This is a genomic window from Pseudomonas sp. SWRI154, assembly GCF_014268645.1.
GTDB classification, from domain to species: domain Bacteria; phylum Pseudomonadota; class Gammaproteobacteria; order Pseudomonadales; family Pseudomonadaceae; genus Aquipseudomonas; species Aquipseudomonas marvdashtae.
Genome location: NZ_JABWQW010000002.1, coordinates 46253 through 68141 on the forward strand (window position 1 = coordinate 46253; position 21889 = coordinate 68141).

Annotated in this window: 20 protein-coding genes; 11 read left to right on the forward strand and 9 right to left on the reverse strand. The window is 61.5% G+C overall.

What is annotated here, in order from left to right; all coding sequences use genetic code 11:
* Positions 1–75 precede the first annotated feature (75 nt).
* Entirely contained in the window at positions 76–2073 is a 1998-nt protein-coding gene (locus HU806_RS02175) for an alpha-1,4-glucan--maltose-1-phosphate maltosyltransferase (RefSeq protein ID WP_186609680.1), read from the reverse strand.
* Positions 2074–2281: 208 nt separating this feature from the next.
* Here HU806_RS02175 and HU806_RS02180 point away from each other — a divergent pair, with 208 nt between their 5' ends.
* Complete coding sequence (locus tag HU806_RS02180; RefSeq protein WP_186609681.1) at positions 2282–2446, forward strand: hypothetical protein; 165 nt, start codon at positions 2282–2284, stop codon at positions 2444–2446.
* Positions 2447–2514: 68 nt separating this feature from the next.
* Here HU806_RS02180 and HU806_RS02185 read toward each other — a convergent pair whose 3' ends face one another.
* Positions 2515–3015, reverse strand: a complete 501-nt coding sequence (locus HU806_RS02185; protein WP_186609682.1) for an MgtC/SapB family protein — start codon at positions 3013–3015, stop codon at positions 2515–2517.
* 134 nt (positions 3016–3149) lie between these two features.
* Between HU806_RS02185 and HU806_RS02190 the strand changes: the two genes are divergently transcribed.
* The 3 genes from HU806_RS02190 (at position 3150) to mapR (ending at position 6462) form a co-directional block, all read left to right on the forward strand.
* On the forward strand, positions 3150–3386 hold the full coding sequence (locus tag HU806_RS02190) for a DUF3203 family protein (RefSeq protein WP_186609683.1): 237 nt from the start codon (positions 3150–3152) through the stop codon (positions 3384–3386).
* Between the two features lie 200 nt (positions 3387–3586).
* Entirely contained in the window at positions 3587–4999 is a 1413-nt protein-coding gene (gene ccoG / locus HU806_RS02195; protein ID WP_186609684.1) for a cytochrome c oxidase accessory protein CcoG, read from the forward strand.
* A 53-nt stretch (positions 5000–5052) separates the two neighbouring features.
* A complete protein-coding gene (mapR, locus tag HU806_RS02200) occupies positions 5053–6462 on the forward strand; it encodes a GntR family transcriptional regulator MpaR (RefSeq protein ID WP_186609685.1) in 1410 nt (469 codons plus the stop codon).
* A 23-nt stretch (positions 6463–6485) separates the two neighbouring features.
* Here the strand turns inward: mapR and HU806_RS02205 are convergent, their stop codons facing one another.
* Positions 6486–7232 (reverse strand): SDR family oxidoreductase, encoded by a 747-nt coding sequence (locus HU806_RS02205; RefSeq protein WP_186609686.1) that lies wholly within the window; start codon positions 7230–7232, stop codon positions 6486–6488.
* Positions 7233–7330: 98 nt separating this feature from the next.
* On the reverse strand, positions 7331–8209 hold the full coding sequence (locus HU806_RS02210) for a Dyp-type peroxidase (protein ID WP_186609687.1): 879 nt from the start codon (positions 8207–8209) through the stop codon (positions 7331–7333).
* A gap of 226 nt (positions 8210–8435) precedes the next feature.
* Here HU806_RS02210 and ampC point away from each other — a divergent pair, with 226 nt between their 5' ends.
* A complete protein-coding gene (ampC, locus tag HU806_RS02215; protein WP_186609938.1) occupies positions 8436–9584 on the forward strand; it encodes a class C beta-lactamase in 1149 nt (382 codons plus the stop codon).
* A gap of 36 nt (positions 9585–9620) precedes the next feature.
* Here ampC and HU806_RS02220 read toward each other — a convergent pair whose 3' ends face one another.
* The 4 genes from HU806_RS02220 to HU806_RS02235 all read right to left on the reverse strand — a co-directional run bounded on the left by HU806_RS02220 (position 9621) and on the right by HU806_RS02235 (position 13366).
* The gene (locus HU806_RS02220; protein ID WP_186609688.1) at positions 9621–10169 is read right to left on the reverse strand and encodes a DUF4174 domain-containing protein; all 549 of its coding nucleotides are present in this window, start codon (positions 10167–10169) and stop codon (positions 9621–9623) included.
* A gap of 135 nt (positions 10170–10304) precedes the next feature.
* Complete coding sequence (locus HU806_RS02225) at positions 10305–11663, reverse strand: erythromycin esterase family protein (RefSeq protein ID WP_186609689.1); 1359 nt, start codon at positions 11661–11663, stop codon at positions 10305–10307.
* Positions 11664–11731: 68 nt separating this feature from the next.
* Positions 11732–12517, reverse strand: coding sequence for a sulfite exporter TauE/SafE family protein (locus tag HU806_RS02230; protein WP_186609690.1), 786 nt, complete (start codon positions 12515–12517; stop codon positions 11732–11734).
* Between the two features lie 99 nt (positions 12518–12616).
* A complete protein-coding gene (locus HU806_RS02235; protein WP_186609691.1) occupies positions 12617–13366 on the reverse strand; it encodes a hypothetical protein in 750 nt (249 codons plus the stop codon).
* Positions 13367–13663: 297 nt separating this feature from the next.
* Here HU806_RS02235 and HU806_RS02240 point away from each other — a divergent pair, with 297 nt between their 5' ends.
* Together HU806_RS02240 and HU806_RS02245 are read left to right on the forward strand one after the other, a co-directional pair.
* Positions 13664–14812: an aldose epimerase family protein gene (locus HU806_RS02240; protein ID WP_186609692.1), complete on the forward strand. Its 1149-nt coding sequence runs from the start codon at positions 13664–13666 to the stop codon at positions 14810–14812.
* A gap of 110 nt (positions 14813–14922) precedes the next feature.
* Positions 14923–15744, forward strand: a complete 822-nt coding sequence (locus HU806_RS02245; protein WP_186609693.1) for an aldo/keto reductase — start codon at positions 14923–14925, stop codon at positions 15742–15744.
* A gap of 139 nt (positions 15745–15883) precedes the next feature.
* Here the strand turns inward: HU806_RS02245 and HU806_RS02250 are convergent, their stop codons facing one another.
* The gene (locus HU806_RS02250; RefSeq protein ID WP_186609694.1) at positions 15884–18247 is read right to left on the reverse strand and encodes a DNA polymerase II; all 2364 of its coding nucleotides are present in this window, start codon (positions 18245–18247) and stop codon (positions 15884–15886) included.
* Between the two features lie 231 nt (positions 18248–18478).
* Between HU806_RS02250 and HU806_RS02255 the strand changes: the two genes are divergently transcribed.
* The 4 genes from HU806_RS02255 to HU806_RS02270 all read left to right on the forward strand — a co-directional run bounded on the left by HU806_RS02255 (position 18479) and on the right by HU806_RS02270 (position 21878).
* Positions 18479–18919, forward strand: coding sequence for a CBS domain-containing protein (locus HU806_RS02255; protein WP_186609695.1), 441 nt, complete (start codon positions 18479–18481; stop codon positions 18917–18919).
* Positions 18920–18989: 70 nt separating this feature from the next.
* The gene (locus tag HU806_RS02260; protein ID WP_186609696.1) at positions 18990–19586 is read left to right on the forward strand and encodes a paraquat-inducible protein A; all 597 of its coding nucleotides are present in this window, start codon (positions 18990–18992) and stop codon (positions 19584–19586) included.
* On the forward strand, positions 19571–20242 hold the full coding sequence (locus tag HU806_RS02265; protein WP_186609697.1) for a paraquat-inducible protein A: 672 nt from the start codon (positions 19571–19573) through the stop codon (positions 20240–20242). Before HU806_RS02260 ends, HU806_RS02265 begins: the two co-directional genes overlap by 16 nt.
* Positions 20223–21878, forward strand: a complete 1656-nt coding sequence (locus HU806_RS02270; RefSeq protein ID WP_186609698.1) for a PqiB family protein — start codon at positions 20223–20225, stop codon at positions 21876–21878. The genes HU806_RS02265 and HU806_RS02270 overlap by 20 nt, the downstream gene beginning before the upstream one ends.
* The last annotated feature ends 11 nt before the right edge of the window (positions 21879–21889 follow it).

The window sequence follows — 21889 nt, forward strand, 5'->3', positions numbered from 1 at the left end:
GCACTGGAGCGCCAGCCCGGTCAAGCGGGAGCAAGCTCCCTCGCCACAAGAGCGATCAGTGCAATCGCTTGCGTTTCACGCCACGCTGATCCGCCAGATCCCGAACGGCTGGTACGCTGGGTCGATGCGCATGAACTGATACTTGCCGTACCAGCTCCAGCGATGTCCGTTCATCAGATCCTCGCCTTGAGTCTGGGCATCGTCAGGCAGGCCCATTTCCCACAGCGGCAACTCGAAATTGGCTTCCTGGACGTTATGCGGATCAAGGCTCACCGCCACGAGGATGAAATTGCTGCCATCGGCGGTGCGCTTGCCGAAATAAAGGATGTTGTCGTTCCAGGCGTTGTAGATCTTCAGGCCCAGGTGCGTGTGCAACGCCGGGTTCTGCCGGCGGATTCGGTTGAGCTGGGCGATCTCGGCAATAATGTTGCCCGGCGCGGTGAAGTCCCGTGGACGGATCTCGTATTTCTCCGAGTCGAGGTATTCTTCCTTGCCCGGCACCGCCGCCGATTCGCACAGTTCAAAACCCGAGTACATGCCCCACAGGCCCGACCCCATGGTCGCCAGCGCCGCGCGTATCAGGAAACCCGCACGCCCCGACTCATGGAGAAACGCCGGGTTGATGTCTGGCGTGTTGACGAAGAAATTCGGCCGGTAGCATTCGCGCCACGGCGATTCGTTGAGTTCGGTGAAATAGGTCGCCAGTTCAGCCTTGGTATTGCGCCAGGTGAAATAGGTGTAGCTCTGGGAATAACCGACCTTGCCCAGGCGCGCCATCATCGCCGGCGTGGTGAACGCTTCCGCCAGGAATATCACTTCAGGGTATTGCGATCGCACATCGGCGATCAGCCACTGCCAGAACGGCAAAGGCTTGGTGTGGGGATTATCGACGCGGAATATCTTCACGCCTTCGTTGACCCAGCCCACCACGATGTCGCGCAGCTCCAGCCACAGGCTGGGAATGGCATCGGCGGCATAGAAATCGACGTTGACGATGTCCTGATACTTCTTCGGCGGGTTCTCCGCGTATTTGATCGTGCCGTCCGGCCGCCAGCTGAACCAGCCCGGGTGCTGCTTGAGCCACGGGTGGTCCTGGGAACATTGGATGGCGAAGTCGAGGGCGATCTCCAGGCCATGGTCGGCGGCAGCGGCCACCAGGCGGCGGAAATCTTCGCGGGTGCCCAACTGCGGATGAATCGCCTCGTGCCCGCCCTCCTCGCTGCCGATGGCATACGGGCTGCCCGGATCGTCGGGACCTGCGGTGAGAGAGTTGTTCGGACCTTTGCGGAAGCTGCGGCCAATCGGATGGATCGGCGGAAAGTACAGCACATCGAAGCCCATGTCCTGGATCACCGCCAGGCGCGAATGGACGTCGTTGAACGTGCCGTGGCGGCTGGCATCATCGGTGATCGAGCGCGGAAACAGCTCGTACCAACTGGCGAACTCGGCAAGTTCACGCTCCACGTCCAACGGGTACTCGGGGCTGATGCTCAAGTAAGGCCGATGATCGGCCAGGGACATCAGGTCGGCGCTACGAGGCTCGAGGAACAATGCGACCTGCTCTTCTGGCAACAGGCCTGAAAGCTCATGATGCAGCTCGGTCAGCTGTTCCCTCAGTTCGCCATCGCTACGCTCGGCGGCCTGTTGCACGTAATTGCGGCCTTCCTGCAGCTCGAGGCTGATGGGCACCCCGGCGGCGTATTTCTTTTGCAGCTCGTAACAAAAGCTGGCGAATTGATCGAGCCAGGCCTCGATGCAAAACACGTAGCGACCCTGCACCGGCGCATTGAACTGCCCACTCCAGCTGTTGTTACCCAGCTCGGCCATGACCTCGCTGTTCCAGATCTCATCTTCCAGGGCGCGCCAGCGAATCCGCACGGCCAGCTTGTCGTGGCCATCGGCGAACACCTTGCTGGTCACCGTCACATCCCGCCCCGCCAGGGCCTTGGCGGCAAACTGCCCGCCGTCGATCACCGGCATGGTGTTTTCAATTGCAATACGTGGCAACAACAAGGCCTGTGACAACGGCAAATGCGGGTTGTACGCCAGGTCGGTCGGCTGTTCGGCAGTCATCGAGCATCGCTCCTTTTACGCCCCATGGACGCGCTTGTGGCGGTAAAGGCCCAACGGGTCCCTGATTAAACTCACTTAAGCTCCGAACCGGACCGGCGACCAAAAGTTCAGCGAGATTTACTGCCCGGCTCCGGGGAATCAAATCCCTCGAGGCATGGTCAACCCAACAAGCACGACTCAAGCCACATCCCCTCCGGAGAGCCGCCTCATGAGCATTCCCATCCCGGCCGAAACACCCGATCCGAATATCGATGACCCCAACCTGCCGCCACCGGGTCCCGACCCGGAGCCAATACCGGAAAAAGACCCACCGCTCGACCCGCAACCGCCCCACGGCGATCCGCCGAGCGAGGCGCCGCCGGAGCGTGTGTGAGGTAGCCTAGTCGCAACTCTCGGGAACGACGTGAAACCTGCCGGAGCGTCAAGCCAGGAAGACCTGGCTTACACCTTGTCGTTCTTTTCCAACGCCCGGACAATCACCGGCATCACGCTGAAGATAGCCAGCGCCAACACCGTGCTGAGCACCGCCGTCGCTTCGCGCCCCAGCCCGGCAGCGACGCCGATGGCCGCCGTCATCCACAGGCCGGCGGCGGTGGTCAGGCCCTTGACGTGGCTTTCATCGCCGTCAGCGTTTTTCAGGATAGTGCCGGCGCCCAGAAAGCCGATGCCGGCCACAACGCCCTGGATCACGCGGCTCATGGCGTCAGCCTGGGAGCCGGACATCTGCGGCACCAACACGAACAGCGCAGCCCCCAGCGCCACCAGCATGTGGGTACGCACGCCCGCGGCCTTGCCCTTGTGTTCACGCTCGAACCCGAGGATGCCCCCTAGCAGTGCAGCCATCACCAGGCGCACCGTTACGCGCGTCATTTGCTCGGTATCGGTGATGTCGGCAAATTCCGCTTGCAGGGTTACCCAGACTTCATCCCACCACGATTCCATGGACCTTCCTCTCTCACGTCGATAAATGATGGACCACAAGCGTTGCCAGACGTGCGCCCGACCGCTGATCAGCCGCAACGAACCCTGCCGATCGCCGGGCGCCTAACGATTAGATATCAGGAAGGAGCACCACCATGACTGTGCATATTGATCACAACCAGACCTGTCGTTTCGACACCCCCAACGGCCAGGAACAGCGTCCGGCCAGCGAACTGACCATCATCACCGACCCGGACAAAGCCATGTCGGCCGTGGAACTCAACAGTGGGCGGGTCTACCTGACGGAGGCGGAGGCGGACGCCCTGACCGTGGCCGGAGCGGCTGACGGTCGCAAGCACCTCAAGGCCACGGACAGCGGCTCGGCGATCTGAATCCCACCGACGGCCGTGGCGAGGGAGCTTGCTCCCTCGCCACAGGAGTATGTCTGTGATTTCCTGGGTGCATCAAAGTGTCGCAGCGCCTGGGTTTCGCGGTATCTGATACGGTTTTTATCCGGCTACCTGAGTCTGTTATGCAAACAGTTCGATGCTCATAGTGCTCTGGCCAGATAGCGGCTGATGAGCGACCGACCATGAGCGAACGAATTCCCGTCCAGTTGATACCGACCTACGATCCCGCGCCGACCAGGATCAGGGCCCGGACCACCGACAACCTGATCCATACCCGCAGCTTCACCGGTTTGTTTCGCACCTTGCGCATCAGCGGTGCCGGTGTCTTGTTCCTGCTGTTCTTCGGCACGGTGTGGTTGGACTGGAACGGTCGCCAGGCCGTGCTCTGGGACCTTGGCGAAAGCAAATTCCATATTTTTGGCGCGACCTTCTGGCCACAGGATTTCATCCTGCTGTCGGCGTTGCTGATCATCGCCGCGTTCGGCCTGTTTGCAATGACCGTGTTCGCCGGGCGCGTGTGGTGCGGCTACACCTGTCCGCAGAGTTCGTGGACCTGGCTGTTCATGTGGTGCGAAAAAATCACCGAGGGTGACCGCAACCAGCGGATCAAGCTGCAAGCCGCGCCCTGGGGACCGGACAAACTGCTGCGACGCTGGGCCAAGCACACATTGTGGCTCGCCATCAGCCTGCTCACTGGCCTGACATTTGTCGGCTATTTCACCCCGATCCGTCCGCTGGCCGAAGAACTCCTGACCCTGCAAATGGCCGGCGTCAGTTTGTTCTGGATACTGTTTTTCACCGCTGCCACTTACCTCAACGCCGGCTGGCTGCGCGAAGCCGTGTGCATGCACATGTGCCCTTATGCGCGGTTCCAGAGCGTGATGTTCGACAAGGACACGTTGACCATTTCCTATGATGTGGCCCGTGGCGAAAACCGTGGCCCGCGCAAGCGTGAGGCAGATCCGGCCGCCATCGGCCTGGGTGACTGCATCGACTGCCAGATGTGCGTGCAGGTTTGCCCCACCGGCATCGACATCCGCGACGGCTTGCAAATGGAGTGCATCGGTTGCGCGGCATGCATCGATGCCTGCGATTCGATCATGGACAAAATGGGCTACGCCCGCGGCCTGATCAAATACACTTCCGAACACCAGTTGCAAGGGGGCAAGACCCACCTGTTGCGACCGCGGCTGATCGGCTACACCGCCGTATTGCTGGTCATGATCGGCGCGTTGGCCCTGGCACTGGTGGAACGGCCGATGGTGTCGCTGGACGTCAGCAAGGACCGCGGCCTGTTTCGTGAAAACAGCCAAGGCCAGATCGAGAACATCTACAGCCTGAAGATCATCAACAAGACCCAGCAACGCCAGTCGTATCACCTGTCCTTGGTGAACGGCGACGGCTTCGTCCTGCAAGGCCGGACCCAACTGAGCCTCGCGCCGGGGGAGATCGTCGACGTGCCGGTGTCGGTGGCGATGCTCAGCGGGCGTCCTGGCAAAGGTTCCGAGGAAGTGACCTTCAAGGTCGCCGACAGTGACGCGCCTGATGTCTACAGCGAAGCAAAAAGCCGTTTTGTCGCACCGATGAATCGGTGAAGCCTTAAGATGCCTCGCTCCCATAATGAAAGCCGCTCCAGACCGGGCCCGCCATGAAACGCTACGAACAATTCGCCGACGACATCGCGCAACTGATCCACTCCGGCATGCTCGGGCCCGGCCAGCGGATACCGTCGGTACGCTATGCCAGCCAGACCTATGGCGTCAGCCCGTCCACCGTGTTCCAGGCCTATTACCTGCTGGAGCGCCGAGGCCTGATTCGCGCCCGGCCGCGCTCCGGCTACTTCGTCAACAATCATGGGCCCAGCCCGTTCTGCGAACCGGTGATCAGCAGCCCGGTTCATGAGTCCACCGAAGTCGATGTCAGCGAACTGGTATTTTCAGTGCTCGACTCGATCAAGGACCCCGCCACCGTACCGTTCGGCTCGGCCTTTCCCAGCCCACTGCTGTTTCCGCTGCAGCGCCTGTCACGCTCGTTGTCCAGCGCCACGCGGGACATGGATCCTAGCGTGGTGGTCACCGACATGTCACCGGGCAACCCTCAGCTGCGCCGCCAGATTGCCCTGCGCTACATGGTCGGTGGGCTGATGTTGCCGATGGAGGAATTGTTGGTCACCAACGGCGCGCTAGAGGCGTTGAACCTGTGCCTGCAAGCCGTGACCGAACCGGGCGATTTGGTGGCGATCGAAGCGCCGGCGTTCTACGCCAGCCTGCAAGTGCTGGAACGGCTCAAGCTCAAGGCCGTGGAAATCCCTGTGCATCCGCGCGATGGCATCGACCTTGAAGTGCTGGAACAGACCTTGGCGCGCCATCCGATCAAGGCCTGCTGGTGCATGACCAGTTTCCAGAACCCCATTGGCGCGACGATGCCCGAAGCGCGCAAGCAGGCGCTGGTCGAGCTGCTGCGTCGTCATGAGGTGCCGCTGATCGAAGACGATGTCTATGCCGAACTCTATTACGGCCAACAGGCGCCCAAACCGGCGAAGGCGTTCGACACCGAAGGGCTGGTGATGCATTGCGGTTCGTTCGCCAAGAGCCTGGCCCCGGGCTATCGCATCGGCTGGGTCGCCGCCGGGCGCTATGCGCAGAAAATCGAACGGCTCAAGCTCATGACGTCGTTGTGCGCCTCGATGCCAGCCCAGGCCGCCATTGCCGACTACCTGCAACACGGTGGCTACGACCGTCACCTGCGCAAATTGCGCTACGCCCTGGAGGAGCAGCAAAGCGCCATGCTCGCCGCCGTTGCCCGCTATTTTCCGGCCCAGACCCGCGTGAGCCAGCCAGCGGGCGGCTATTTCCTGTGGCTGGAACTGCCGGAGCAGATCGATTCGCTGAAGCTGTTCCAGATGGCCCTGGCGCAGGGCATCAGCATCGCGCCGGGACCGATCTTTTCAGCGACCCGGCGCTTCAGCAATTGCATTCGCCTGAATTATGGCGGCCCTTGGACCGACGTTTCGGAAAAGGCCATGGAGACGTTGGGGCGGATCATCAGGTCGTTCTGAATCGATCGCCAGCGCTGAGCAGCTCAGCGCCCGCCGCCGAGGTCCACAAACGTCCCGGTCGCATACGAAGCCTTGTCCGACAGTAGCCAGATAATCGCTTCGGCCACTTCATCAGGGCGTCCGCCCCGTGCCATGGGAATCGCCGATTCCAGCTTGCTGACGCGATCCGGGTCGCCACTGAGGGCGTGGAAATCGGTATAGATATAGCCAGGACGGACCGCGTTGACGCGAATGCCTTCGCCGGCCACCTCCTTGGAGAGTCCGACCGTGAAAGTATCCAACGCGCCCTTGGAGGCCGCGTAGTCCACGTATTCAGCCGGCGCGCCGAGGCGGGCGGCGACTGACGAGACGTTGACGATGCTGCCGCCCTGCCCGCCATGCCGGGGCGACATGCGCAGCACTGCGTGCTTGGCGCACAAGATCGGCCCCAACACGTTGGTCTTCAGGATCTTGAGAATGCGGAACTCGGACATTTCATCGAGTCGGGATTTGTGCGCAACCGTACCGGCGTTGTTCACCAGTGCGGTGACGCGCCCCAACTCGGCGTCTACGCGGTTGAACAGGCCGACCACCTCATCCTCGATACTCACGTCGGCCCGTACCGCGATAGCCTGCGCGCCTTTGGCCCGGACCTGTTCAAGTACATCCTGGGCCGCATTTTCGTCGGCTTGGTAATTGATGCAGATCCGATAGCCCAGGTCGGCAGCCAACAGCGCCGTGGCCGCCCCGATCCCGCGACCGCCGCCGGTGATGACGATGATTTTATCCACGCTGCTTCTCCGTTTCACGCAAACACATCGGGCCCAAGAATAGCGTTCGCCTGTGTTTTTGCACAACGCGGCCCGCTTACCGGGCCGAGGCACACGCCCTAGCGAACGAGTGCGCGCAAGTCCAGGCGACCGTCCAGCAGCGGCGGGCACCAGTAATAACCGCCGGTAATCGGTCGGCTCATGCGGTACAGGCCGTCGGTGATACCGTCTTCCAGCCCGCTCATTCGGCGCAGTTGCGCCTCGAAGGCGTCGAGGGAGAAACCGAACGCGAGGAACATCAGGCCAGCGCGATCACCTTCGATCCAAGGCATGGAACGGCGCACGACGAAGGCCTCCGGGGCGAAGCTTTCCTGGGCCGTGCGCTTGACGTGGGCCGATTCCGGCGCGTCTTCGATTTCTTCGTTGTCGCTCAGGCGACGGCCCATGATGTTGTCCCGCTCATGGGGCTGCATCGCCGCGAAACCATCCAGATCATGTTGCCACTGCTGGATCGCGGCAAAACTGCCACCGCGCAACCCGTCGTTGCCCTGGGCGAGGGCGGCGGCGATGGCCGCTTCGTCATGGGGGTTTTCGGTGCCATCTTCGTAGCCGGTCAGGTCGTGCCCGGTCATGTGGCGGAAGGTTTCGTTCATCTGCACCAGGCGCAGCGCCGGCGCCAATGCCGCTTCGATGGCGCGACTGCGGTGCAGCAGCTCGCCCCGGTCCTCGCCGTGCAACCAGCACCAGAGCGCATGCTGGGTCGACGGGTTGTCGACGCCGAGACCGGCCAGCGCGGGAAAAGCCCGCAAGCCTTCGACCTGGCCACCCAGCGCCTGGACCAGCGATTCGCCAAGGCCGACCACCGCGCGGCCGTCCAATTGAAGGAGCAATTTGTCGAGCGCAGCCGGCAGTGCCTCGACCGATTCCAGGGCAAAAAACAGATGACGAGCCTGAGGCGGAACAGGGGTGGCGAGAATGCCGGGCTGGTAGTAACTCATGGGAACTCCTTTGGAAAGAGCCGCGAGTTTACCCGGCGGCCGCCGCTTTGTGTGGTTTCGCTTGAGGCCCGTCATTTTGAGCCATTAAGCTTTTTTGTAGGAGCATGCGCACTGTCCTGTCAGACCAGGCGCAAACAAACCCCTGCCCAACCACTACCAATTGCCGCGTAGCGGAAAACGTCCTAGATTGACCCCCCTCAAGGAAGGCCAACAAGAGCGGTCCATGATGCAAATTGCCAAATCGTTACTCGCCGGGACGTTTTTCCTCGTCTGCGTAACCACCCCAAGCTTTGCCAAGGAGCGTATTGAAGACCGGGTCAACGCGGTCATCCAGCCCTTGATGAAACAACAGGACATCGCCGGCATGGCGGTAGCGATCACACGCAACGGTCAACGCCAGTACTTCAACTATGGCGTTGCTTCCAAGGACACGAAAAAAGCGGTGACTGACCAGACCCTGTTCGAAGTCGGCTCGATCAGCAAGGTCTTCACCGCGACGCTTGGCGCCTACGCCCAGGCCCAAGGCAAACTGTCCCTGACGGACCCCGCCGGCCGCTTCGCCCCCGAACTGCGCGGCAGTGCCGTGGAAAACACCCGCCTGCTCGACCTCGCCACCTACACCCCGGGCGGCCTGCCGTTGCAGTTTCCCGACGATGCCGACCGTCCCGACCGGATGTTCAGTTACTACCAGAGTTGGAAACCGCTCTACCCGGTCGGCACCCAGCGGCTGTATTCGAACCCGAGCATCGGCTTGTTCGGCCATCTGGCGGCCCGCAGCCTGGGGCGACCGTTTGACGAGGTGATGGAACAAACGTTGATGCCCGGGCTGGGCCTCAAGCACAGCTACGTGCGGGTGCCGCAGGACCAACTGGGCCGATATGCCCAAGGCTACGCAAAGGATGGCAAGCCCGTGCGGGTCGGCCCCGGCGCGATGGATTCGGAGGCCTACGGGGTGAAGACCAGCTCATCGGACCTGATTCGTTTCGTCGAGGCCAACCTGCAACCTGACCAGCTGGACGCTGATCTCAAGCAAGCCATCGCCACGACACAAACAGGTTTCTACAAGGCCGGATCAATAACCCAGGGACTGGGCTGGGAGTTCTACCCCGCCCCGTTCACCCTGGAGAACCTGCTCGCTGGCAACACGCCAGGGATGGCCCTGACCCCGCAAAAAGTCGATCCGCTCGACCCACCCCAGCCCGCGCCGGACGGTGCCTGGATCAACAAGACCGGGTCCACCAATGGTTTCGGTGCGTACGCGGCTTTCATCCCTGGGAAAGGTATGGGGATTGTGCTGTTGGCGAATAAAAACTACCCGATCGAAGCACGGGTGAAGGCCGCGCACCAGATTCTGATGGCGTTGCAAGAGCAGTGAGATCCCTCGCCACAGGGACCTCATCGCTATCAGAAATCAATCATCCAACGGTTTCGGCGCAGCCGCTGGCTTGGCTGCCTTGCCCGGCTTGGCACCTTTCGCGTCCTTGGCCGGCTCGGGTTCCGGCGCGGGGGGGGGCGCCGGAGGGGTCGCTTCTTTTTCCGTTGCGGGGAGTTTATCGACGGTGTCGAACAGCTCCTTCAATTCGATCGCACCCGAATGTTCAAGCTTCTTTTCCCCGTCCTTGCCCACGAGGATGATCTTGGTCTGCGCACCGGCCCCCAGTTTGAGAGCGCGAATCAGCGCCATGGTGCTCTGCGGATCAAGGTCCTTGCCATCACGCTGCCCGATAGTGTTGAGCACGGTGTAGAGCACCATGTTGCGCTCGGAAAAACCCTGCTTGCCCGCCGGCTCATCCAAGGCTTTCTTCAGGTTGACCCACGCAGGGTCGACGGAGCTGGGCGCGATGACGATCAGCGGGCGAGACTTGCCGACTTCCGCCACCAGGGGTGAATCGCCATCGGCGGCGAACAGGGGGCCGGCGATGGCCAGCAGGGTAGCGAAGGTCAACGACCGAATAAGCATGCGCCTCTCCTTTTGATATTTACGCTGTACTGATTGCACATGGCGGCGATTGTTCCGCGAGAGTCGCCCGATACGCAGCTGCCTGCCTTGAAGCTTAGGCGACCGGACCCATAGCGCAACCGTGACACAAGGCGTTCAAAGGCCGAACGGAAAAGTGTCCTCCTCGTTTTCCTGCGGGTGAGGCGCTGCTAACGGCGTGACGGCTTCGGTCTGTTCGAACCAGAGCCAGGCATCGAATTGTTCGGCCAGCACTGCCTCGAAATAGTGGCTCTGGCGTTCGGTCTCAGGGCGGTAGATCACACCGATGGCGCGTTCAAGCAGCGGCTCCGACAACGCGTCCAACAAGTCTTCGTCGGGCGCGGTTCGCCAGTCGGTCAGCGATGCGCCCACGCCTGCCAGCAAAAACTCCCGCTCCCAACTGCCGGCCAGCGCTGGCACGACTGGCTTGATTTTCATCGGCGCGTCCCAGTCATCGGCCGCCGCCACGCTGCCATGGTCAGTGCCCATGCCCAGCAACACCGCGTCGCGACCATAAGCCATGCGGCACAGTTGGCCAATGTTGAACTCCCCTTCCCAGCCCATGCGCGTCGCGGCGGCATTGCCGATGTGGGAGTTATGTGCCCAGACCACCGCTTTTGCATCCGGCCCACGATGCTCCAACAGGCTTTGCAAGGTGTCGAACATATGCTTGTCCCGCAGGTTCCAGGACGATTTGCCGCCGCGGTACATCGCTCGGTAATACTGCTCGGCGGCGCGCACGACACGAGCATTCTGGACGGCATTGAAGAATCCTTCGTCATCCTTGATCAACGGGTCGAGGCGCTCGGCCAGCAAGCTGTTGAGCTGCTCGACCACGGCGTCCTCGCACGTCGCCAGGTTGCCGCGTTCAGTGAAATGGCCGTACAACGCCGGATCGTCGTGCCACGGCGTCAGGCAGCCATAACGGTGTCGGGCGTCACGGGACAGATGTGGATGGCTCTTGTCGAGGTAATCGAGCACCTCGTCGATGGAATGCCGCAGGCTGTAGACGTCCAGGCCGCGGAACTCCACGCGTCGAGGGGCAGGCTGGCCGAGGTTGTAGTCCCGCAACCAACGGACGAACGCCTGGACATCGCTGTTGCGCCACATCCAGCTCGGGAAACGGGCGAAGGCCTGCTGTTTCCAGGCCGAGGGGCCCAGGTCGCGGACGCAACGGTCGACTTGCCCGGCGTCGGGCCAGTCGGCCTCGACGGCGACTATGGCGAAGCCGTGATGCTCGATCAGATGCCGGGTGATGGCGGCGCGGGTGCGGTAGAAATCGTGGGTGCCGTGGCTGGCTTCGCCGATCAGTACGACTTTGGCGTCGGCGAAGCGATCGAACATCTGGTCAAAGGCCGGGCTGTCCTCGGCGGGCAGCGGCTCGGCGTGATGACGCAAGATGTCGGCAATGTCGCTGCGCGGTTCGGCGCGACGACGGCGTAGACGTTGCAGCAGATCTCTGGCTGGGCTGTTCATGATCGTGGCCTCATCAGTACCTGGTTTACAGGTATGACTATGGCGACTTGCGCATGACTCCGAGCAAATCAGAACGCCAGTTTGACGCCGATCAGCGCCAACATCACCGCCAGGCAAGGGCGCAGGAGTTCGTCGGAAATGCGTCCCGACAAGTGGCTGCCCAGGTAGATGCCCGGCAACGAACCGATCAGCAGAAAGCCCAGGATGTGCCAGTCCATGTTGCCCATGCTCGCATGGCCCAGGCCAGCGACCAGGGTCAGCGGCACCGCGTGGGCGATTTCGGTGCCCACCAGGCGCTTGGTGACGAGGAACGGATAAAGGATAAACAACGCGACGGTGCCCAGGGCGCCAGCGCCGATGGAGGTCAACGCGACCATCGTGCCCAACACCAGGCCGGTGATGACGGTGAGTACGTTGAGCCGCGAACCGCTGGGGTTGTAATGGCCGCCGGCGCGGTCATGGGCGAATTGCAACAGGCGTTTCTTGAACAGGATCGCCAGGGCGGTGGCAAACAGCACAAAGCCCAAGGCTTGCTTGATGACCGCGTTCATCGCGTCGGGCGAGCCGTCCAGGCTGCTGAGAAACCACAGGGTCAGCCCGACCGCCGGCACACTGCCAAGGGTCAGCCAACCGGTAATCGCCCAGTCGATATTGCGATTTCTGGCATGGACAAGGACGCCGCCGGACTTGGTGATCGCCGCGTACAGCAGGTCCGTACCCACCGCCGTCGCCGGGTTGATACCAAACCACAACAGGATGGGGGTCATCAGCGATCCGCCACCCACGCCGGTCATTCCAACGATGAAACCGACCACCAGGCCCGCTACGACTAAACCGACATTACCGAAATCCATCAAACCCGTCTCAGCGCGACCGCGTGAAAAATCTGGCCGCGAGCATAGCGATTTTTCTTATAACTCCCTATATCGATGTGATCTATCTTTATTCCATTACTACTGGACCGGCAGGAAATTGAGGAACAGCAAGCTCTGCGCGTAATTGAGCCCTATGCGCCGGTAGCGCTCGTCGAGCATCTGTGTCAGCAGGTCCAGCCGCGCGACTATTTTCCCGAACTCGACGGCGAAGCTCAGGTTACTGCCCTCCTCCGAAATCTCATTGGAAAACAACATCGGCGTGCCGTCCTTGTTCTGTCGTTGGCCCAGCAACCACGTGGCTTTCTCGATATTGCGCGCCGCGTTGCTGACGAAGCGCGGGTCAATGGTATCGGTCATATAGAACTCGAGCCGATTGCCATGGGCCGTCACCAGCATGCTGCCGATGGCATAGATGAACGCACCGACCCGATCGCCGAGAAACTCCGGGCTCATGGCGTAGCTCAGGGCGGCGAGATCCTTCTTGTTGCCCAGGGTTGGCAAAGGTTGTTGCTGCTCGATGGCCTGGCGCACCTGCTTGACGGCGATACGCGCATCCAGGAAGCCCGACTTACGCAGCTCTTCAGGGTTGCGCAGGTAAAGCTTGTGCATCAGCAGGTACAGACTTTCCAGGTTGTCATGCATCGAGAGCGTGGCCATGCGGTCGACACTGGTCTGCAAGAATTCCTGGGGCCGGGCGTTGCTGAACTGATTGACCATGTCCTGGCCCTGCTGCTGACTGCAGCCGCCGCTGAGCAGCAACAAAAGCCCTGCCAGCAGCAAGCCGCAGCGCCGTGGCAATACCATTTCGAAAGGGAAAACACCGGCCATTGAATCTCGGTCTGGGCATGGGGAAACGGTGGGGGTCGCCGCTTCCTGGCCATGGATAGAGCGGCAAAAGTCCCAAAAGTGCAGTGGTCGCCAGCAAATCTCACGCTCGGGCCAGGCTCGTCTCGCTCAATTAGTCTTACTTTTTAATTGATAATTCTGTATTTATGGCTATAAATCCCTTCGCAAGCCTCAAATAGAAAGACTACTGAACAGAAAAACCTTCATCGCTGTCCGACCAAGTAACGGACTCGACCCGCGTTAAAACAACAACAAAACAACAGGAAGGAAGGTCACACCATGCTTGAATCCAAATATCTGCTCACGGCCCTCGGAGTCTCTCTGATGATCGCCACCTCATCCCAGGCCGCGGGCCTGACCAACGAACGCGTTGCGTTCGGCAAGACCAACGACGGCACCGCGGTTGAAAAATATATTCTGCGCAACAGCCATGGCATGGAGGCTACCGTCATCACCTACGGCGGGATCCTGCAATCGCTGGTCGTGCCGGACAAAAACGGCATGACCGCCGACATCGTGCTGGGCTTCGACGATGTTCAGGGCTACCAGAAAAACGGCAATGTGTATTTCGGCGCGACCATCGGCCGCTTCGGCAATCGCCTGGCCGGCGGCGCCTTCGAGCTGGACGGCAAGCGTTACCAAGTACCGCAGAACGATAAGGACAACTCCTTGCACGGCGGACCTCAAGGGTTCGACAAACGGGTATGGAAAGCCGAGCCGAGCAATGACAAGGATTCGGTGGGCGTGACCCTGACGTATGTATCGGCGGACGGCGAAATGGGTTTTCCCGGCAACCTGAAGACGGACGTTACCTACAGCCTCAACGACAAGAACGAACTGCGCATCGACTACAAGGCCACCACCGACAAACCGACGGTGCTGAACCTGACCAACCACAGCTATTTCAACCTGGCTGGCGCGGGCAACGGCGACATCCTCAAGCAAGTCGCGACCCTGCACGCGTCCCGTTATACGCCGGTGACGGCCAAGCTCATCCCCACTGGCGAGCTGGCGCCTGTGGCCGGGACGCCGATGGACTTCACCAAGCCCACTGCCATTGGCACGCATATCAAGGCCGATCACCCTCAGCTCAAATTTGCCGAGCCGAAACAGGGCGGCTTCGATTTCAACTGGGTGCTCGACGCCAAGGGTGACGTGAGCAAACTCGCCGCCGATGTCCAGGATCCGCAGTCCGGACGGCGCTTGCAGCTCTATACCAGCGAACCCGGCGTGCAGTTCTATACCAGCAACTTCCTCGATGGCACGGTCAAGGGCAAGCAAGGCAAGGTCTATTCGCACTGGGGTGCGTTCACTCTCGAGACCCAGCATTACCCGGACTCGCCCAACCAGCCGGCCTTCCCTTCAACGCGACTTGACCCGGGGCAGACCTACACCCAGGCCATGGTGCTGAAGTTCTCGGCCGAGTAACTTCCCCACGATTGATCGTTCCCGCCCGTTACACGGGAACGATCAGGATGGGAACACCTGGTCTATCCTGCTGCCACACGCTTTATCGACCCGCAGAGCAGGAGACGTGCATGAGAACTGTGGAATTGGCCGGCGTTTCGGTACCGGTAATCGGCCAGGGCACTTGGCGCCTGGGTGAGGAGGCGTCCCATCACAAGAAGGAAGTGGCCGCCCTGCGCTTGGGCATCGAACTGGGCATGACGCTGATTGATACGGCGGAAATGTACGCCGAGGGCGGCGCCGAACACGTCGTTGGCGAAGCGATCACCGGGCTGCGCGACCAGGTGTTCCTGGTGAGTAAGGTCTATCCGCACAACGCCAGTCGTAAAGGCATTCCGTTGGCCTGCGAGCGCAGCCTACGGCGGCTCGACACCGATTACATCGACCTGTATCTGCTGCACTGGCGCGGCCAGTACCCGTTGGAAGAAACCGTCGAAGCGTTTGAACGCCTGCGCGAAGAAGGCAAGATCGGGCGCTGGGGCGTGTCGAACTTTGACGTCGCTGACCTAGAGGAGTTGGCCTCGCCGGCCTGCGCCACCAATCAAGTGCTGTACAACCTGCAAGAACGCGGTATCGAATTCGACCTGCTGCCCTGGTGCCAACAGCAGCACATGCCGGTCATGGCTTACTGCCCGGTCGGCCAGGGTGGACATTTGCTGAAGGATCACACCCTGCAACAGATCGCCGAGCGCCACCGCGCGACGCCGGCGCAGATCGCCCTGGCCTGGCTCTTGCGCCAGGACAATGTCATCGCCATCCCCAAGGCCGTGCAACCTGAACATGTGCGCCTGAACGTCGAAGCAGCGAACCTGCAGCTTGAGCCCCAGGATTTGGCGGCGTTGGACCTGATGTTCCCGCAGCCACAGGGCAAGCAGCGGTTGGCGATGGTTTAGTCCTGACGCAATCGAAGCTCTCGTGGCGAGGGAGCTTGCTCCCGCTCGATCGCGAAACGATCGCAAAAGGGGCCGCTGCGCAGCCCAGCGGGAGCAAGCTCCCTCGCCACAAAAGCATCCCTGCAGCCAGCAATGGCGATCAGAACAACCCCATCTGCCCCCCGATCAACGTTGAAAAATCATCGTCCACAAACGGCAGGATCGCATCCGCCAATGGCTGCAGTTGCTTGGTCACGTAGTGGTCGTAGTCGATTGGCGCACTACGGGTTTCCAGTGGTTCAGGTCCGGCGACGGTGATCACGTAGCTGATCCAGCCACCGTTCTGATACTGCCGTGGACGGCCCTGGCGCTCGTTGAACTCATCGGCGAGCCGCGCTGCCCGAACGTGGGGAGGAACGTTGCGTTCGTAGTCATCCAGCGGACGGCGCAGGCGCTTGCGGTAGACCAGTCGATCATCGAACGCCCCGGCCAGCGTCTGCTGTACATAATTGCGCACGTAGTCCTGATAGGGCTTGCGATGGAAGATCCGCCCGTACAGCTCCTGCTGGAACTGCCGGGCCAGGGGCGACCAGTCGGTGCGCACGGTTTCCAGGCCCTTGTAGATAATTTCGTCGCTGCCGTCGGCACGGGTCACCAGGCCGGCGTAGCGCTTCTTGCTGCCCTCCTCCGTGCCACGAATCGTGGGCATCAGGAAGCGCTTGAAATGGGTTTCGAACTGCAGCTCCAGCGCACTCTGCAATCCATACTCGTCGCGCACATGATCGCCCCACCATTGGTTGACGTAAGCCACCAGGTCCCGGCCGATCCGCGCGGCCTCTTCCTGGCCGTGAGCCCGGCCCAACCAGACGAATGTCGAGTCGGTATCGCCATAGATCACCACGTGTCCCTGGGCTTCGATCAACTGCCGGGTGCGCTGCATGATCTGGTGTCCGCGCAGGGTGATGGACGACGCCAGGCGCGTATCAAAGAAGCGACAGCCGCTGGAGCCGAGCACGCCGTAAAACGCGTTCATGATGATTTTCAGCGCCTGGGACAGCGGCGCGTTGTGTTCGCGCTTGGCCGTTTCCCGGCCTTCGGCGACGCGCGCCACGATGGCGGGCAGGCAGTGGCGGGTGCGGGAGAACCGCGCCCCGCGAAAACCCGGCACCGACTCGTCATCGTCCGGGTGGCGCAGGCCTTCGATCAAGCCCACCGGGTCGATGAGAAAGGTGCGGATGATCGACGGGTACAGGCTCTTGTAGTCCAGCACCAGCACGGACTCATAGAGTCCCGGCTGGGAGTCCATGACAAACCCGCCAGGGCTCGCCTCGGGCGGACGCTGGCCGAGGTTCGGCGCGACGAAACCCTGGCGGTGCATCAGCGGCATGTACAAATGCGTGAACGCCGCCACCGATCCCCCGCTGCGATCCGCCGGCAGGCCGGTGACGCTGGCCCGCTCCAGCAGGAACTTGAGCAGCTCGGTCTTGGCGAAGATCCGCGTGACCAACTCGCAGTCCTTGAGGTTGTAGCGAGCCAGGGCCGGCTTGTCCTCGGCGAACATGCGGTTGATCTCGTCCATGCGCTGGTAGGGGTTGTCGATGGACTTGCCTTCGCCGAGCAGCGTCTGGGCGACGTTTTCCAGGCTGAACGAGGGAAAGCTCCAAGTAGCCGAACGCAAGGACTCGATCCCGTCGATGATCAACCGCCCGGCCGCCGAGGCGAAGAAATGGTTGTTGCGCGCGCCGTGCTCACGCCATTGCATTTCTTCGCCACCACGCCCCAGGCGCAGCGGCACCGCCAGCCGGCGGGCGTGTTCATGCAGCACGCGCAAATCGAACTGCACCAGGTTCCAGCCGATGATCGCATCGGGGTCGAAGCGAGCGAACCATTCGTTGAGTTTCTTCAGCAGCAACGTGCGGGATTCGCAATATTCGAGCTGGAAATCCACAGCGCTGTCGTCGCCGTTGGGCGGCCCGAGCATATACACCTGGCGCTCGCCGCAACCTTCCAGGGCGATGGAATAGAGATCACCCTGGGCGGTGGTTTCGATGTCCAGGGACACCAGTCGCAACGGTGGACGGTACTCAGGCGCCGGTTTCATCTGGGCGTCGACCAGCAGGCCATCCGCGGCCGGCGTGCCGCCGAACCAGACCGGCGCGGTGATGAAGCGCTCCATCAGGTAACGCTCCGGCGGCCGGATGTCAGCTTCGAACACCTCGACGCCGGCGCGGCGCAACGTGGTGTCCAGGCGCATCAGTTGCGCATGTTGCCGGCAATACAGCCCCAGCACCGGGCGATGCTCGAAATCCAGCAGCTCCAGGGGACGCAACTCGACATCCTTCTCGCCCTGCAGCAGCGCCTCGACCTGTCCACGCTGGACCTGCGGCACGAACGCCACCGACGGCTGCACCGGCAGGCGCACACGGCGGGGGCCGGCGTCGGTGGCCAGCCAGAACTCGACTTCAGTGCCCGCCGGGGTATCGCGCCAATGCCGGGTCAGGACGAAGCCCTGCTGTAGATCCACCGCTGAAACCTCAGATTTTACGTGTCACTCATTCTACCTGTGACCTGAGGACTTCACCTGCTCTGGAACTGCTTTTGTGGCGAGAGAGCCACAACAGCGCGCAACATCAAATCAGTGAATTTTCATTGGTCATGACGCTTTTGGACGGCTGACTGCCGCTTTATCGCTTGCTCTGCGCCGTTGGGTCTACGATTCTTGAACCACCCGCAAAAACGCTACCCGAGGCCACCCATGAAAACCGTCGCGCAGTTGCTCAAGATAAAAGACGAGAAGAACCAGCAAGTGCATACCATTTCACCGGACGACATGGTGCTGCAGGCGCTGATGCGCATGGCGGAAAAAAACGTCGGCGCCCTGCTGGTGGTAAAAAACGACGAAGTGCTGGGCATCATCAGCGAGCGCGACTACGCACGCAAAATGGTCTTGCATGGCCGCTCCTCGGTGGGCACGAAAGTCAGTGACATCATGGTTTCGCCGGTCATTACCATCGATCCTCACCAAACCGTCGAGACTTGCCTGGGCATCATGACCGATAAGCACCTGCGGCATTTGCCGGTGGTGGAGGATGGCAAGCTGGTCGGCCTGTTATCCATCGGTGACCTGGTCAAGGAAGCCATTGCCGAGCAGGCGGACCTGATCAGACAACTGGAGCAATACATTCGCGGCGAATGATCGGCACGGACGGGTTGCTCATTTCCAACTCACTTCTATATTGAAGGAGTTGTCCCTGCCGAGCATCCCCATGGCCGTTACCGACCGACTGATCATTTGTGAGCATTGCGATGCGGTGTACGAGCCTGTTGCGCTGGTCCCGCATCAAAAAGCCACGTGCGTGCAATGCCACGCGGTGATCCAGCGCTACAACGGCCTGACCATCGAACAGCGCCTGGCCTTGAGCATCACTGCGGCGGTGCTGTGGGCCTTCGCCAACGTGTATCCGGTGATGAGCATCCGGCTCCAGGGCCTGAGCAACAGCGCTACGTTGTGGGATTCCGTCTTGGCCCTGAGCCAGGGCCCCATCACCTTCATCGCCCTGGTGGCTGCGGTCGCGATCATCATTGCTCCCGCCCTCCAACTTGCGCTTTTGCTATGGGTATTGGGCTACGCCCATGCCAATCGACGGGCACCGGCCTTCAACCTGTGCATGCGCAGCCTGGAAACCCTGCGACCGTGGAGCATGCTGGAGGTGTGCCTGCTGGGTGCGCTGGTAGCGGTCATCAAGCTTGCCGGGTTGCTCGACGTGCTGCCGGGCATCGGCCTGTTCGCCCTCGCCGCCTTGAGCCTGCTGATGATCCGTATTGCCGGTCGTGATATCCGCGACCTTTGGGACAGCCAGTGAACGCTACACTGCGAGAGAACCCGCCCCGAGCCAGGGATTTGAACCTGTGCCTGTGCCATAGCTGTGGCCTGGCCTGCGACATGACGGACGAACCCGAGACCTGCCCGCGCTGCGATGCCGCCCTGCACCGGCGCAAACCCGATACCCTCACCCGCACCTGGGCCTACATGCTCGCGGCGCTGGTGTTCTACATCCCGGCCAACCTGCTCCCGGTCATGAATACCCAAATGCTCGGTGACGGCGCGGACAGCACGATCATCAGCGGTGTCCTCGAGTTCTGGCACAGTGGTGCCTGGGACATCGCGCTGATCATCTTCATCGCCAGCATTGCGGTGCCGGGCATCAAGTTCGTCGTGCTGACGTTGCTGCTGGTGACCGTGCAACGGCGCAGTACCTGGGCGCAGGTGCAGCGTGCCAAGTTGTACCGGCTGGTCGAAGTCATCGGCTACTGGTCGATGCTTGACGTGCTGGTCGTGGCCCTGGTGGCGGCGCTGGTCAAATTCCAGGCCCTGAGCGACATCGAACCACGACCGGGGATTCTGTTCTTCGGCCTCGTGGTGCTGTTTACCATGCTGTCGGCCATGAGTTTCGACCCACGGCTGATCTGGGATACCCAACCCTCCGAGGAGCTCATGGATGAAGTCGCAAGCCACTGACGGACAGCCCGCACCGGGCCGTGCCCATGTCACCACCCGTCGTTGGTCGGTCTCGCTGGTGTGGATCGTGCCGATCATCGCGGTACTGGTGGGCGTGTCCCTGGTGGTTCACAACTGGCTGCAGGAAGGGCCGACCATCACCATCACCTTCAAGACAGGCGAAGGCCTGACCGCCAACAAGACCCCGGTCAAATACCGCAACGTGGTGATTGGCCAGGTTACCGACGTGCAACTGAGCAATGATCAGAAGAACGTCACCGCCACGGTCAAGCTGGCCAAGACTGCCGACACCTTTACTCATGAAGACTCGGTGTTCTGGGTGGTGAGGCCGCGCATCGGCGCGGGCGGGATTTCCGGGATCGACACCTTGCTCTCGGGGGATTTCATCGGTGCCGACGCCGGGCATTCGAAGGTGCGCGCCAAAGCCTTCACCGGCCTGGAGGCGCCGCCGCCGATCACCTACGGCGAACCGGGCAAGCGCTTTACCCTGCACTCCCAGGACCTCGGCTCGCTGGACATCGGCTCGCCGGTGTACCTGCGCAAGATTCCAGTGGGCCAAGTGGTGTCCTACGCACTCGACGCCGATGGCAAAGGCGTCAACATCGAAGTGTTCATCAACGCGCCAAACGATACCTACGTCACCGAGAACACCCGGTTCTGGAACGTCAGCGGCGTGGACGTCAACGTCGGCGCCAATGGTTTCGCGGTCAAGACCGAGTCCCTTTCCGCCTTGCTGGTTGGCGGCATTGCCTTCCGGGCGCCGGAATACAGCCCCAACGATATACCCGCTGCCGAAAACAAGAACTTCGAGCTGTTCGCCGACCAGGAGAGCGCCCTGGCGCCACCCAGTGGCAAGGCGCAATACCTGGCCCTGCGCTTTGACCAGGCCTTGCGTGGCTTGCGCGTCGGCGCACCGGTGGAGTTCCTTGGGATCGAGATTGGCCGGGTGGTCGCCATGAACCTGGACTTCGACGAGAAACAGCGCACGTTCCCCGTCAACGTGGGAATCGTGATCTACCCACAATTGCTCGGCAAGGCCCATGAAAAACTGCTCAAGTCGCTCAACCACGATCCGGAAGACGAAGCCGCCGCTGCCCGCCTGGTCGGCAGTTTCGTTGAACGGGGCCTGCGCGCCCAGGCTCGCAGCGGCAACCTGCTGACCGGGCAGTTGTACATTTCGCTGGATTTTTACCCCAAGGCTGAAAAAGTCGCCTTCGACTCCTCCGCCCGGCCGCTCCGGATCCCGACCATTCCCGGCAGTCTCCAGCAGTTGCAGGAACAACTCCAGACGGTGGTCGAGCGAATCAACAAGCTGCCGCTGGAAAGCATCGCCAGCAACCTGGACGGTAACCTCGTGGAGCTGCGCAAAGGTTTGTCGCAATTCAACAACAAGACCCTTCCGGGCGTGCAAAACACCTTGCAGGACGTGAGCAAGACCTTGCAATCGGCCAACTCGACCCTGGCGGAGGACTCCCCCCAGCGTGAACAGTTGACCGAGACCCTCGACGACTTGGGCCGGATGTCACGATCGCTGCGCGAGCTGTCCGACTACCTGAGCCGTCACCCTGAATCGCTGCTGCGCGGTCGTCCGAAAGACGCTCCGGCGCAGAATCTAACCTTTCCGGTGAAAGAATGATCACAGGAGCA